The sequence below is a fragment of the Aequorivita aquimaris genome (assembly GCF_001573155.1).
GTDB lineage: Bacteria > Bacteroidota > Bacteroidia > Flavobacteriales > Flavobacteriaceae > Aequorivita > Aequorivita aquimaris.
In genome coordinates, this window is the sequence record NZ_JRWG01000001.1 from 194,036 (window position 1) to 208,450 (window position 14,415).

Below are 14,415 nucleotides of genomic sequence, written 5' to 3' on the forward strand. Positions count from 1 at the left end.
TATAAGCTTTAGAACTCATAAAGAGTTATTCAAAACTTCACGCATAGCCTTTGCTTTCAACAAACATTCTTCGTATTCCCTCTCGGGGACGGAATTTATAGTAATGGCACCACCAACGGAAAAACTTACATATTTAGTAGAAGAATTATAGAGAATACTTCTGATAACAACATTAAAATCAAAATCTCCCGAAGGAGAAAAATAGCCGATAGCGCCGCTGTATAAGCCACGTTTGGCATCTTCTGTTTCTTCAATAATTTGCATTGCAGAAATTTTTGGCGCACCCGTCATGCTGCCCATTGGAAAGGTATTTCTTAAAATCTCAACGCTAGAAGTATTTTGGGCCACGCTACAAGTGACCGTGGAAATCATCTGATGCACTTGTTCAAAAGTATAAATGGTGCAAAGTTCCTCAACGGTAACACTCCCTTTTTCAGCAATGCGGGAAAGGTCGTTGCGAACCAAATCTGTAATCATAATATTTTCACTGCGTTCTTTGGGGTCTTTGGCCAATTGTTGCGCCATTTTTAAATCGTCCTTTTTATTTTTTAAACGCTTTGCAGTTCCTTTTATAGGCTGGGAAACAACAGTGGTTCCCGTTCTTTTTAAATAGCGCTCGGGCGAAGCTGAAAGCGCAAAAATATCGTTCAGCTTTAAAAAAACCGAAAAGGGAGGTTTTGAAATTCTATTAAGCTGAATAAACGCTTCCAACGGATTGATTTCAGCATCTTCGGAATAAAACTCCTGGCAGATGTTCACTTCATATATATCTCCCCGTTTAATGTGCTCAAGCACCTCTTCCACTTTTTGAAGATAATTGTCCTTAGAGGTCCGGATGCTTATTTTTATATTTTTTTGGTAGGTAGATTCTTCGAGGCTCTGATTAATTTTAGAAATAGTATGGAAATCATTATCCATTTCATCGGCAACCATATTTAAATAATGTAATTCAACATTACTTTCAGAAAAAAGAAAGATTTTTTTTGGTTGAAAAAAATAAAGGTCGGGAAAACCTAAACCATCAAAATTATTGGAATTCAGCTTTTCCACATCGTTTTTAAGATCATAAGTAAGATATCCAAAAATCCAGTCTGCCGTAGTGGTTTGGTAATCCTTTAATTTATCAAAAGCATTATAGGCATCAGTTTTTATGGAGGTAAAAGCATCGACTGCCAGAATTGCCTGATAGGTTTGATGTTTTTGTGAATAATTGTTGCTGTCCATCCAAACAACTTCATCAAACTGTTGCGCCCATTGGAGCAGTTGAGTTTTAGAATATTCAGTTAAAGAAAAGGGATATTTCTTTACGGTGCGCATTATTGTTCAATTTGATGCACGAAATTTTGAAGAACATCCGTAAAACCCAGTAATAAAACTTCGTTGGAAATAGAATTGGTTTCTTCCGAAAAGTTTTCCGAATACGAAGGAAAACTAAAGCTTTCAATAATGGTTGCTCCAAATCTGGGAAGTACATTTTTTGTGTATTCCAAAGCAGAAGCAGCGCCGCGTTTTCCGTTGGAAGTACTCATCAACAAAACCTTTTTATCCTTTAGAAAATTTCGATCCAAACGTGAAAGCCAATCAATTGTATTTTTAAAATATGCCGAAACAGTACTGTTATGCTCGTTAACGGAAATAACCAGCGCATCGGCTTCTTTGATTTTATTATACAGCATTCTTAATTCCACAGAATAGCCTTTTTCGTTCTCTAGATCCTCACCAAACATGGGGAGTTTATAATCTGTTAATGTAATTACTTCAACCTTATGTTCCGCAACTTGCGTGGCGGCAAAACTGACGAGTTTATGGTTAATGGATTTACTGCTGTTACTTCCGGCAAAGAATAAAATTTTTTTCATCTGCCAAAGTTATTGAAAAGTGGGATGTAAAAAAACCCGCGTCAAACAAATTGACGCGGGCTCTCAAAATTTATTAACCAGGAATTATTGTTTCACAATACGCTTCACAATGCTTGTATCTGCTGCATTTATTTTCACAAAATACATTCCTGTGGCAAGACTTTCCAAAGAGAAATTGGTTTCCATTCCTGCTTCTTTTAAGTCTATTGTTTTAATCACTCTACCTTTTATATCTGTAATAACAGCGTTATTAAGCTGAGTAGTAGTTCTATTCAACAAGGTAAGTTCGCCTGTTGTTGGGTTTGGATACAATAAGATATTGTTATAAAATTCATTATCTCCAAGTCCTAAAATTTCATCTACAGTAACTGTGAAAGTACAGGTGTCTTCATTACCGGCACCATCAGTTGCAGTCATAGTCATTGTTGTTACACCGGGACCTACCATTGTACCAGCTGCAGGATCTTGCGTAATTACAGGATCTGGGCAATTATCAGTTGCTGTTGCATCACCAGTATAATCTGGCAATGTAAACTGCTCTCCTTGGGTTACTTCAACAGTAACATCTGCAGGGCAAGTTATAACTGGATCTTCGGTTTCAGCTATAACCTCTGCTATCGTACGTTCGCCAGGACATCCTGGAGTCCCTAAGTTGATATCGCTGTTTGGTGTTCCAAAATCAGCAGCTTCACAAGTTCCAGACCAATCAGCAGCTGTGTTTAAATCGCCAACTCTTCTGAAAGATCCCGAAGAACAATCTATTGATAAATTAGCTCCTACTCCAGTCCAGTCTAAATCAGCGGCAGTAATATTGAAACCAGATATGGTTACATTGAACCCAGCAATCTCTGCAGCGCTGAAATTCCAGAAAACAGAGTCAACTACTTCTCCACTTGGATCAATTATTAATATCCATCCTGTTCCAGAGTTATCCCAGAATAAGTTATTTCCCCAGTATCCAGAACCGCTATCGTCATTCCAATCCATAACTGAATTGGCGCCCATACTGCTCAAGTTCTTTACAATTGTGTTTACAGCGTTAATATCTGCATAAGGAGTATCACTAACGGCAACTTTATATCCTGTATAATCTTTAGCTACACCCACGTTTTGAATCTCAAATCTATCTGGTGTTTCTAAATTAATTTCTGAAATAACCAATTGTGATAATGGGCCTGGAGCACTTTCCTGTGCATAAACGTCTATAGACCCAGTAGGTGTAAATGTATATGATTCACCTTCAAAAAGGAAATTTCCTCCTGTTGGGGCATCAAACCATCTAATTACGTTGCTAGGATCATTAAGAGTAGCCGTAACGGTTACCGGTTCTCCCACACAAAAGTCTGTTACGCCCGTAGTAGTCGGTCCAGCCGGAACTGCAAGTACTTCAATTGTATCAGTTGCTGAAGAAGCCACAGAGCATGGTCCAGAAGGAACATCGTAAGTTATGGTGTGTACACCTACACCAGCTACTGAAGGATCAAATGTAAAGGTAGAACCATTTCCATCATCAGTTACTCCTGGGCCACTGTAAGTACCACCGCTTGGGCTACCGCCACCTAAATCAGTAAGAACGTCAGAAGATGCACAAACTTCTTCAAGAACTGACAATGTAGCCGTTTGTGAAGGAGTGTCAAAAGCTTGTGTTCCATCACTTCTGCTACTAGAAGAACCTTGACTAGCACTGTAGCCTAAACCTCTCTTTGCAAATGCGTCCCAAAGAAGGCACTCATTCGCTCCACCATAGATTGCTTGGTCTGCGGCAAAAATTGCATCCCGACCGTCCACAAAACCTGGACTACAAGGTTGTAGTTTCATACCTTCAGTAACCAAAGCCAAAGCTTGAATGTTACCAGCATCTTGGCTTACATCTCCAGTAAAATTATAAATATCTGCGTCAAAACCGTGTTCGTCTATCAATGCCCATGTTACTTCCCATAACATTTCAGCCCAAACTGAACCTACCCCGTGAGGTACGGCAGCAGTCTTTATAAAATCATACGTTTGTGGGTTCACACCCATATCAGTACTGTAAGGATAGTCACGAATACCTGCGCCTCCTTGGCCTTGGCCGAAAAGATATGTACCAACAGCTCTAGAGTCGGTTCCTGTGTCACCTGGTTCAATAGTCAATAATACACCAAAGAAATCACTCCAACCTTCTCCCATTTGTTCTGCATTTTGTAAACATCCAGAAGCTCCTGGGCCACCCGTTAAACGGTTTGAAATACCATGGCCATATTCGTGAAGAATTACCAAGTTGTCATAATCGCCATCTTTATCACCACAAATGTACATTTGCATTGTTGGGTTTGAACCGTCTGGAGGCGTACCGAAGTTTGCGTTACAAGTTCCAGAACCATCTTGGGCTTCCGCATTTACGGAGTCACTTCCAGCGCCTCCGTTTCCGTAGTTGTTTTCTTGAAAGTTACCGCTTATTTCATCAAATCCATATTGGTACATAATGTCGTGAAAAACATTATTCATATAAAAAAGGTTTGTGATTGCAGAATCCTCATATTGGTTTGCATTGGTATATGTTTGACTGAATGGATAGCCGGTAAACTCTAGATCTGCACCAGCATTTGGCTGGTATCCCGGATTGTTTCCATCTTCATATGCATTTACATTGTTTCCTCGAGTTGTGGTATATTCAGCACCAGCAACGCCGTTTGTATCATGCCATCCATATGGTGAAGCGATAGCATTTGCAGGTTGAACTTCAATGGTGCGTGCTCCGTAATATGGGCTTTCAAGGGGCAAGGCAAATACTTCATAACATTCAGTACATGCTGCAGTATTATCTGCTACAATCTCATCGTAATTTGGAATATCATACAAGTTTGCGTTAAAATTCATTTCTTTCACATCATTGCTGTGATCGTGATGAATTGCACAACTTACCATCCAGTTGGCTTGGTTAACTATTTCACCTGTATTGGCATCAATTCTTAAACTCCACCAGTCTTGTTGGCTTTTTTCCTGAATTGAAATATCCCAAGTTAAAACCAACTCATTATTGTCGTTTACAGCATACATCAGCCTTGCTGGTATGGGGCTTAAGGAGATTCCGCCGTCGCTCAATAATGTTTTTCTGTCAACTCCCTCTGCACCTTGCAATACTGAAAGAGAACCGGTAAGTGAATAATTCAAATGTCCAGCTGCTGCTTGAACAGCCTGAATAGCCGTAAGTGCAGGAGAACTTGAACCTTTTCGCTTTTGAGAAGTGTTTTTAATAAATTTACTGTCTTTTGAAATTACACGTCCATTTGACGCAAGATGGATACTAGATTCAGTACCATAAATTTCAATTCCATTAAGTAGCTGTCTAAAGTAAACGTGCTGAATACCGCTCGTTCTACTTTGGGTTTCGCTCGTTACTTGCCACTGTGCGTCCTGTGGCAATAAATCATTTTGCTCTACATAATGATTTAGTTGTTGGTCGATTGCTCCTGAAAAATTCTGAGCAACCATTGTGCCCGAAAAGACGAGCAAGATTGCCAGGAATAAACTCCGGGTAACTTTTTTCATTTTTTTGATTTGTTTAGATTAATATTAGACTCAAGATGGTTAAGTTCTGTAAAGCTATTAAAAATTAATTTTTTCACAACTTTTTCTTAAAATTCCATTGAAATTTAACACAATATATCCGTCAACAATTTTATAGGTGCAGGTTTACAACAAAGGGTCTTCTCAATAATTTCACTACATTTACTTTCAAAAAAAAAATGTGCCATGGAGCAACCCAATGATCTCATTATAGAGATGCAAAACGGGAACGAGAAAGCTTTCTCCCGATTATATACTATGTATAGCGAAGCCATTTACGGAATAATATACAGTATTGTACTAGATGAAGAAACAGCTGAAGAACTTTTGCAAGATGTCTTCATAAAAGTATGGAACAACGCTAGTTCATATTCTGTCAATAAAGGCCGGTTTTTCACATGGCTTCTAAACATTGCACGGAACACGGCAATTGATGAAACCCGATCAAAAGCATTTAAAAACTCCCGAAAAAACCTAAGTACGACAAATTTCGTAGATATATTATCATCCTCCGATAGCTTAAATAGAAAAACAAATACAATTGGGATTAAAAAATTTGTTGACGCGCTCAAGCCTGCATGTATAAAAATAATAGACCTTTTATATTTTAAAGGATTTACACAAGCGGAAGCTTCAAAAACATTGGAAATACCATTAGGAACATTAAAAACACGAAATCGAACCTGTATCAATGAATTGCGGGTAATGGTTTTAGGATAAAATATTATGAACCCCGAAGAATTAATAGCATCAGGAAATTTAGAACTCTACGTCTGCGGTGCCTTACCTGAAGATGAAGTCTTGGAAGTACAAAAGGCAATTCAGGATTTTCCCGAAGTAAGACACGAAGTAGAACTTATCGAACAATCTTTATTGCATCTGGCAGAGACCGTAGCACCACCAGTTCAAGCAATGAGCTGGACCGCTATATTGAATGCTATAAGAAATGACAACAATACTGAAGAAAGCAAAGTAAGATCAATTAACTGGCCTGCAATAACTGGCTGGGCGGCAGCAATTCTATTTATGGGCGGAATCATGTGGATGCTGAAACAAACCAATGATCTAAATAACTCAATTCAGGTAACAACCACAGAGAATACGGTTTTACGTGAAGAAAAATCAAAAGCTGAAAACCAATTGGCTGAAAACAATGAAGTTCTTGAAGTTTTAAGATCAAAAGATTATCAGGTTTATACACTTCCGGGCAACCAAGCAGTTGCTCCCGAAGCATTTGCAAAGGTCTATCTTAACAAACAGGAAAACATTGCATACATAGATACCAAAGGACTCCCTACTCCGCCACGAGGTAAGGTGTATCAAGTGTGGTCACTTAAAATGGAACCGCTTACCCCCACAAGTATGGGTTTGATCTCAACAGAAAATGAAATGGGTGAAGGCATTTTTAAGTTTGTGAATTTCCCAGATGCTGAAGCTTTTGGGATTACCCTAGAACCAGAGGGCGGAAGTGAAATGCCAACTATGTCCCAGCTTTACACCTTAGGTGTGATAACTATTTAAGAAAAAGATTAATCATAAAATCTGGGCTACGTCCAGATTTTTTTTGTGCATAAAATAAAAGCGTCCGCCAATGGCGGACGCTTCAACTAACAAAAAAACTCTGAAAACCGGATCAACCGGTTTTGTAAAATCTATCAATTTCTTGATAGATAACCAACCTCAACCATATTTACGTAAAATGGCAGGGTATGGTTTTCAAATAATTATAATTTTTCGATTTCTTTAGCTTTTACTGGGCCTAATTCATAACCCGCACCTAAAAGTTCATCTTTTAAAAAAGCAACCTTCTTATCCATGCCATTAGCCTTATAAACCAACGCCGAATGAAATAGAGCCCTAGGTTCTTCTGTTTTGCCCGCTACATATTCTTCTATTGTTTTTAAGGCAGCTTTCTTATGGCCCACTTTTAATTGCGCATACGCCAACAATTGATAGGTTTCGGGAGTAGCACGATTGTTAATTTCCATTGCAGCCAACTTCAATGCTTTTTCTGGATTGTTTTCAGCGTATAGATTAATTAAATACGTATTGTACATTGCTCCGTAATCAGGGTGTTCTGCTTTTTTTAAAAACAACTCATATTGTATTTCTTCTTCGGTAATATTTTCATTGTAAGCTGCTATTTCAGCTTTTAAAAGATGGTAATCCGGTGCTTTATGGTTGACCATAATAGAATCTAAAATTCTATTGGCTTCTTTTGTATTTTTTTCAGCAGAATAAACCATCCAAGCTATTTGCTTTTTTACATAATGGTTGTCCGGCTCAAGTTCCAATGCTTTTAAGTAACTATTATAAGAGTCTTTAAGGCGGCCGGCGTGGCCATAAAAATCACCCAGATTACTGTATATCCACGATTTTAAACCTGAATTGTCACGTTCTTCGGCAATTTGTTTGGCTTGTTCCAGATATTTAATCGCCGCATCGAGATTGCCATTGTGGTCGCTCCATTTTGCTAAGCGAATTAAATAATTGAAATCTTTTGGGCTTTTAATTTTTCCAAGCAGTGTATCAGCGCTTTCATAATTGCCCAATTCCATCGCCACGTCAAAAAGCATCATTTCTGTTTCTTTTTTATTATCAGGATAGGTATATGCACTATCCAATAGTACCTGTGCTTCCTTAAAGCGATGCTGAGATATGTAATTATGGGCAAGGCTACGCAGATAAACATCCTTGTTTCTGGCAGAAACATTATATGATTTTTTAATCAATTCTTCTGAAGTTTTCAATTCTGAAATATTCCCCGTACTTCCAAAAAGTGCTGCGTGAATTCTAGATAATTGGCTCATTTCCATCAAGTTTGTGGAATCATTCTTGAACTTTTCCTGCCAAAATTCATAATCTTTATCTATGGCGTCTTTCGAAGGAATGTTTGAGGTAATTAAATATTTGTTGTAATCATTGCTATCGGTGATTTTTTCAGCCTTTTCCTGACATCCGAAAAATACAGCAACAAAAACTAATGTGATGAATTTTTTCATAAGTTATTTTTTAGTTGGTTTCGCGTATTTAAAAATTTATTAAAATCAAAAAAGAGAACACAGACGGTTCTCTTTTCTGATTCTAAGTTAGGTCTATTAAAATGGTCCAGCCAAATATGGGAAGCTACTTGAAAATGCAACATCATTCGTTGGCACTCCATCGCTTGTAAGCCCTGGGTTTTCATCCCCCATTGGCCCACCAAAAATCAATAATAGTGATACATCTATAACATCATCACTCAAGGCTCTACCCGTAAGTATTTCTGTTCCGTTAAAATAGGTTGTGATTCCAGATTGCGCCAACCAAAGCACATCATTAGAGAGTACAGTTGTAAAAGTTGGTGCATCTAGACCTAAGGCATTACTAGTGTAGCCTGGATTTAAGCCCAATAACTTAGTTTCAAATTTTTCCTGAAAAGCAGCTTGCATCTGCGAAGGTACAGTTACGTTAAAAGCATCCTTAAAACCATCAGTTCCAAAAACGGTGTTTATACCGGGACGGCCCATTTGGTCTTCTTGTACATAAGTTCCGCTGAAATCAAGTACTAGTCCGCAAGGCTCACAATCGGGACCACCGCAATCTACTCCTGTTTCTTCCCCGTTCATAATTCCATCGGTACAGGTTTCCTGTATTATTACGTTATCGTCGTCATCTTTACACTGCACAAATAAAAGTGATGTTGAGATTGCAGCAAAGAGGGTTATATATTTTAATGTTTTCATCTTTTTTATATTTATTAAGGTTAGCAATTTTTATTGTTTTCTTTTGGCTTCTACCCATACGTTGTACATAGGTGTTGATGCCGCAAATGGATTTACACCAGTAGTACCACCAGGCAACATAGATTTTGGAAATTCTACCACAACGCTCAAAACATTTGTTCCGGCAAATGTGTCCATCCCAGGGTTGTTAAAGCTTGAGGCCGTTCCAGAAAGCACGGCATTATACTGATTAAAGTCAAAGAAGAATGGATCTTCGCGCGGTCCTGCAAAAAACTTCATTCCATCTTGCTCGGTAATTTGCACGTCATCTTTGGTAGAAATTTTTACGCTCCTTCGTGTTGAAGTTGCAATTGTACTTTCCAAACCTTGCATTGCCGGGGCCGAAGGACCAAAGAAATACATAGAGTCGCCTCTTTTAATTGCTTGAATCACATAATCTTCCTTAAGATCATTATTGCTGTCAATATTAAATTCTAGTAATACCGTTTCATCAAAAACAGCTTCATCTGTAGGTTGGCCCGGAGGCAATAATCCCTGGACATTGGCAACAAATACAAAGTTGCTAGAGTTCTGTCCTTGAAAGGCATAAAAGTCTGTAATATCTGCTGTAGTCCCTTGAACTGCAGGTGCGTCAATATGATCTGCGGATATTAAAAATATCGATAGTACGGCTACGCCTATTCCACCGATTACTGCAAAAAGTTTTGATTTTTTCATCTTTTTTGTTGGTTTATATTATTTATTTTTACTTGTTCGCTTATACTTACGTTTAAATGTAACTGCATGGTTTTTAAAAGTACGTTAATCTTTTGTTAACGTGAAAAACACTAGCTTTGACAGCTCTAAAATTACTCAATTATTTATACCATGAACCCCTCTGCTCCTGATTGGATATTGAAATTTTTAAATCTTTTCGACAGGAACGAACTCATTACTTCTTTTGAAAACGATCAACAATTTTATAATTCTTTAAAACAAACTGGATTTATTTACGGAGTCTCTGTAGCTGCTTTGCCAAAGAAGAGACTTGGAAATTTGAAACTTACAAAAGAGGAACTCGCTAAAATAAACCTCTTTCATTCCTTACTTTTTTCTTTTTTTGAAAAAAATAAAAATGCGACAAATAAAGATGCAGTAGCAGATATTTTATCTTTTTACCAGCAGATGGAAAAAAGGAAAACAGGCTTTTTTCAGAAATTTTCACTTTCACAACGCCCAGAAAATACTTTAGAGCATATCCTTTCCACAAGATTGCAGGAGGCCAATACATTGTTGAAAAAAAATACGGTTTCATTATTAACCTATGCGCTTTTATACTTAGACGTCTTAGCTTATAAACAGTGGCAGGCAGATCCCGCGTCTGCAAAAAAATATTACAAGCAATTGGAAACCGTAATTTTAACTGGATGTTTCTACACCTTAAAGTCTAAAAAGAAAAAAACAAAATACGACAAACTTCTCATTGAACTTTTTGAAACTTCTTCGCAATATATAATTGATGATACAGAAGGTGGTGCTGCAACTTTTTTGGAAAGCCTAAATTATTTGAAGAGCAGCGAAAATTCTTTAGAAAAAAATTATCTGCTGGACCTTTGCTGCCTTACCGTGTGGGAAGATTTAAAAATGGACGAAATAGAACATCAATTTTTACAACAACTCTTGGTTACACTTGATTATCCTGAAGCTGAGCTTCAGAAAAGTCTTTTGGCCCTCAATACCTTTTCAAAAAATTATACCGAAAAAATCCTGCTGTTTGAATATTCGCACCCGGTGAAACAGTTTTACAAGCAATCTGCTTCTACTGTAAAACTGTTGATTATAAGAAACAAAGACCGCTTAACACGCGAACTGGAAGAAAGCGGTGAATTGATGGTATTGCTTGGGCAGTCCACCCTGCGCGATCTTTCTGCTGAAGAAAAATCGAAAGTGAAAGAACAGTTATTGGATATTTGTAAAACCATCCCATCACTTACAATTTTTCTCTTGCCCGGCGGAACGGTCCTCTTGCCGCTTTTGGTAAAATTCATTCCGAAGCTTTTACCGTCTTCCTTTCAGGAAAATAGAATTGAAACTTTTAAAAGAAAAGATTAGTTATTCCAACCAAAGTTTAAAATCCTTAACGCGCTCGCGGGCAACAATCACTTCCTGTTCCTTATAACTATTTAACTTCAATTGAAGCCGGGAATTTGTGTATGCTATTATATCTTTTATTGAATTGATGTTTATGTAAAACTTTCGGCTTATCCTAAAAAAAGTTTCTGGGGAAAGCTCCTGCTCCAGTTGCTCCAAAGTAGTTTCCAAAAGATAGTCGCGGCCATCCGCTGTATGTGCATAGGTGCCTTTGTTTTCGGAATAAAAGCATTCTATCTCATCAACAGATATCATTTTTATGTGCTGCCCAATTTTTGTGGTAAATCGTTTTTTATACTCGCGCTCCACAGGGTTTACGAGCAGTTTTTTAATATCCTCAAAATTCAGCTGTACGTTTGTGGGGCTGGGTTTGAAAGATTTATACTTTTTAACGGCGCATTGCAATTCTTCCTCGTCAATCGGTTTCAAAAGATAATCTATGCTGTTCAGTTTAAAGGCCTGCAGCGCGTATTCATCAAAGGCCGTGGTAAAGATTATGGCACTGTTCACTTCCACCGAATCAAAAATTTCAAAGGAAAGTCCGTCGCTCAGTTGGATATCGAGAAATATCAAATCTGGATGTTCATTGTTTTGAAACCACGCCACGGCTTCTTCCACGCTATGTAGCATTTGGTTTACGTTTACCTCCTGTTTTTCGAGCATCCGCTGAAGGTAGCGTGCAGAGGGTTTTTCGTCTTCGATAATCAGTACATTCATTTGGTTGGTTTCTGGTTTCTGGTTTCGATTTCGATTTCGATTTCTAAAGGTCTTCCTCTAAAAATTGCTTTATTTTTTTCTCCTCCCAGCGTTTTAGAAAGTTATTGTTCACATTCATAACAAAGAAAACGTACAGTGCGTGCGACACCAAACCGATGCCCCAAAAAATAGCGGTAACGTAATTGCTCCAGTGTGCAAAGTTTATTTCCTTCGCATTAAAAACATTGGCCGAAACAAGTATAATCGCTATGTTAACAATTATATACACCGCCAAGTGACCGTAAAATCCCTTTAGGGTTTCCACTTTTTTCTTTGCCCGCAAATAGGCCAAACTTTTTTTGGTTTCCATTGTAGTGGTTTTTATTCTTCTTTCAGAAATTTCTTTATTTGTCTGTCTTCCCAATTTTTTAGGAACTTGAATTTAAATTGAAAAACCTTGGCCGCGTGAAATAGTAGCCCGATTCCCCAAAAAAGTGGAACTATCAAAATATTCCAATCAATCCACTCCACAAAATTTTTATCGTTCGATTCAATTTGAAAAAATTCCAAAACCCTTCCCCTTATAATAAACAGGGCAGCGTTTACAAGTATATATATAAAAAGATGTTTGTAAAAATCCTTTTAGCGCTTCTACCCTTCTGCGGGCCTTTCTCCATTTTAAATTTTCAGAATACTCCATTAGTTCCAATTATTTTTAGATTTTTGTTCTTCCTCTTCCATAAACTGTTTCATCTTTTTTTCTTCCCAGTCCTTGCCAATAAATGGCGCCCATCTAAATGTTTTAATGGCCTGAAAAAAGATCCCGATTCCCCAACCGAATGCTGCCCAAAGGAACCAAGGATACCTTAATTCATTTGTGTAGTAATTCAATCCTGCCAAAGCGCAAATAAATACTACATAAAACATCAAACTTGTGTAGAATTTCTTGATCTCTGCCACTCGTTGTTTGGCTTTAAAATATTTGTTGTCTTTGTTATTTTCCATTTCCATAATTGTAGTTTTTAATTATAGTATAAAGGTATCAAAGATTAAAGGCTTCAAAAAAATACAATCTCCCAACTGTAGTTTTAAGTGGATGGACTGTCGTTTATTCATCCTTATCCATTAACTCACGAATTTTACGCGCTTCCCAATCCTTTCCAAAAAACGGGTTGTAATTAAAAGTTTCCGCAGCGTGGCCCATAACTCCAAAGCCCCAACCCACTATGGGAAAAAGCGCCCACGGGAAGCCCGCCCGGGAAATATAATTTAAATAAATAAATACCGGAGCCATTAAAATATATAGCGTTAAGTGAATGTAAAACCCTTTTAGTTTTTCCACCCGTTTTTTGGCGAGTTTGTACTTTTTTTCTGAAATATAAGTATCCGATGTGTTCATAATTTGAAGATTTTCTCCCAAAATGGGTATTGCAATGCTGAACTCCTTTGGGTTTTCGTTTATAAGTACCGGGCGCTTCGTCAAAAGTGCATACCTGTCGCGAATGTTGCGCAGCCCAACGCCCGTACTCTCTTTTAAAACCTGTTTCGGCTGACTGTTGTTGGTTACAACCAAATTGCCGTTTTCTTCTGAAATAGTTATATAAAGTTTTTTGGAAGGCATAACCTGGTTGTGCTTAACCGCGTTTTCCAACAAAAGTTGAAGCGATAACGGAACTACCTTTGCCTGCGGGTTTTTCAGTTTTGAAGGCGAAGTAAAAACAATACTGTCCTCAAAACGTACCGCCAATAGCGACATATAGAGTTCCGCAAATTTCAGTTCCTCTTCCAATGTAACAAGCTCCTTATTTTTCTGCTCCAAAACATAGCGATATACCTTGGAAAGCGAAGTGGTAAAACGCGTTGCGGCTTCGGGGTTTTCTTCAATTAAACTGGTAAGTACATTCAAGCTGTTAAAAAGAAAATGCGGATCCAATTGGTTTTTAAGGGCATCAAATTTTGCCGAGGCAGTACCGGCAATTATTTTCTGTTCCTTTACAATAGTCTGTTGCTTGTTCCTGTAATAATAGGCCACATAAAAAATGGTCGTGACCACTACAGATATTACAAATGAAATGTAGTAATACTGCATCTTTTCGGAAGCAATAAATTCTGAAAAGCCCCTTCCTTCTATAAGCACTTCCGTTATGATCCTTATTAGGAAAAGTGCCAAAAGTGTGACCAGGATTCCCCCGAGAAGTCCTTTTAAAAGATTCTTCAGCTTAAAGACCTCATTTGGAAAAACCTTCAACAAAAAGTCAAAATAATACGCATTCACCATATAAAGAATCACGGCATACAGTTGATTATATAGAAAAGTGATAAGAATATCCCTTCCATTATCATACTGATAGCCATTGGCATACTGTATCAAACCCAGAATAATAAAAACTAGGGTTCCTACAAAAAAAGCCTTACCAAAATCCTTTAGAATACGCATTGAAATAATTGTTTGTTAG

At 37.7% G+C, this 14,415-nt stretch carries 13 protein-coding genes and 1 pseudogene; 3 read left to right on the forward strand and 11 right to left on the reverse strand.

The window, feature by feature from the left end:
* Window positions 1–15 precede the first annotated feature (15 nt).
* The 3 genes from pabB to LS48_RS00845 form a co-directional block, all read right to left on the reverse strand.
* Entirely contained in the window at window positions 16–1,317 is a 1,302-nt protein-coding gene (pabB, locus tag LS48_RS00835) for an aminodeoxychorismate synthase component I (RefSeq protein WP_062619024.1), read from the reverse strand.
* Window positions 1,317–1,859, reverse strand: coding sequence for an NADPH-dependent FMN reductase (locus LS48_RS00840; protein WP_062619026.1), 543 nt, complete (start codon window positions 1,857–1,859; stop codon window positions 1,317–1,319). The genes pabB and LS48_RS00840 overlap by 1 nt, the downstream gene beginning before the upstream one ends.
* An 84-nt stretch (window positions 1,860–1,943) precedes the next feature.
* Window positions 1,944–5,354, reverse strand: coding sequence for a M36 family metallopeptidase (locus LS48_RS00845; RefSeq protein WP_162266488.1), 3,411 nt, complete (start codon window positions 5,352–5,354; stop codon window positions 1,944–1,946).
* Between the two features lie 240 nt (window positions 5,355–5,594).
* Between LS48_RS00845 and LS48_RS00850 the strand changes: the two genes are divergently transcribed.
* The gene (locus LS48_RS00850; protein WP_062619030.1) at window positions 5,595–6,128 is read left to right on the forward strand and encodes an RNA polymerase sigma factor; all 534 of its coding nucleotides are present in this window, start codon (window positions 5,595–5,597) and stop codon (window positions 6,126–6,128) included.
* Window positions 6,129–6,134: 6 nt separating this feature from the next.
* A complete protein-coding gene (locus LS48_RS00855; RefSeq protein ID WP_062619031.1) occupies window positions 6,135–6,929 on the forward strand; it encodes an anti-sigma factor in 795 nt (264 codons plus the stop codon).
* A 203-nt stretch (window positions 6,930–7,132) separates the two neighbouring features.
* Here the strand turns inward: LS48_RS00855 and LS48_RS00860 are convergent, their stop codons facing one another.
* The 3 genes from LS48_RS00860 to LS48_RS00870 form a co-directional block, all read right to left on the reverse strand.
* Window positions 7,133–8,410, reverse strand: a complete 1,278-nt coding sequence (locus tag LS48_RS00860; RefSeq protein WP_062619033.1) for a tetratricopeptide repeat protein — start codon at window positions 8,408–8,410, stop codon at window positions 7,133–7,135.
* Between the two features lie 96 nt (window positions 8,411–8,506).
* Window positions 8,507–9,133, reverse strand: a complete 627-nt coding sequence (locus LS48_RS00865) for a DUF4331 family protein (RefSeq protein ID WP_062619035.1) — start codon at window positions 9,131–9,133, stop codon at window positions 8,507–8,509.
* A 30-nt stretch (window positions 9,134–9,163) separates the two neighbouring features.
* Window positions 9,164–9,850, reverse strand: a complete 687-nt coding sequence (locus tag LS48_RS00870; RefSeq protein WP_062619037.1) for a DUF4331 family protein — start codon at window positions 9,848–9,850, stop codon at window positions 9,164–9,166.
* 150 nt (window positions 9,851–10,000) lie between these two features.
* Here LS48_RS00870 and LS48_RS00875 point away from each other — a divergent pair, with 150 nt between their 5' ends.
* Window positions 10,001–11,224: an LETM1-related biofilm-associated protein gene (locus LS48_RS00875; RefSeq protein WP_062619039.1), complete on the forward strand. Its 1,224-nt coding sequence runs from the start codon at window positions 10,001–10,003 to the stop codon at window positions 11,222–11,224.
* Here the strand turns inward: LS48_RS00875 and LS48_RS00880 are convergent, their stop codons facing one another.
* The 5 genes and pseudogenes from LS48_RS00880 to LS48_RS00900 all read right to left on the reverse strand — a co-directional run bounded on the left by LS48_RS00880 (window position 11,225) and on the right by LS48_RS00900 (window position 14,396).
* The gene (locus tag LS48_RS00880) at window positions 11,225–11,980 is read right to left on the reverse strand and encodes a LytR/AlgR family response regulator transcription factor (RefSeq protein WP_062619041.1); all 756 of its coding nucleotides are present in this window, start codon (window positions 11,978–11,980) and stop codon (window positions 11,225–11,227) included.
* Between the two features lie 43 nt (window positions 11,981–12,023).
* Window positions 12,024–12,329, reverse strand: a complete 306-nt coding sequence (locus LS48_RS00885; protein ID WP_062619042.1) for a 2TM domain-containing protein — start codon at window positions 12,327–12,329, stop codon at window positions 12,024–12,026.
* 11 nt (window positions 12,330–12,340) lie between these two features.
* Window positions 12,341–12,589: pseudogene (locus LS48_RS15680) on the reverse strand (2TM domain-containing protein); the annotation flags it as partial.
* Between the two features lie 69 nt (window positions 12,590–12,658).
* On the reverse strand, window positions 12,659–12,964 hold the full coding sequence (locus LS48_RS00895) for a 2TM domain-containing protein (protein ID WP_062619742.1): 306 nt from the start codon (window positions 12,962–12,964) through the stop codon (window positions 12,659–12,661).
* A 103-nt stretch (window positions 12,965–13,067) separates the two neighbouring features.
* Entirely contained in the window at window positions 13,068–14,396 is a 1,329-nt protein-coding gene (locus LS48_RS00900) for a 2TM domain-containing protein (RefSeq protein WP_062619047.1), read from the reverse strand.
* Window positions 14,397–14,415: the final 19 nt, after the last annotated feature.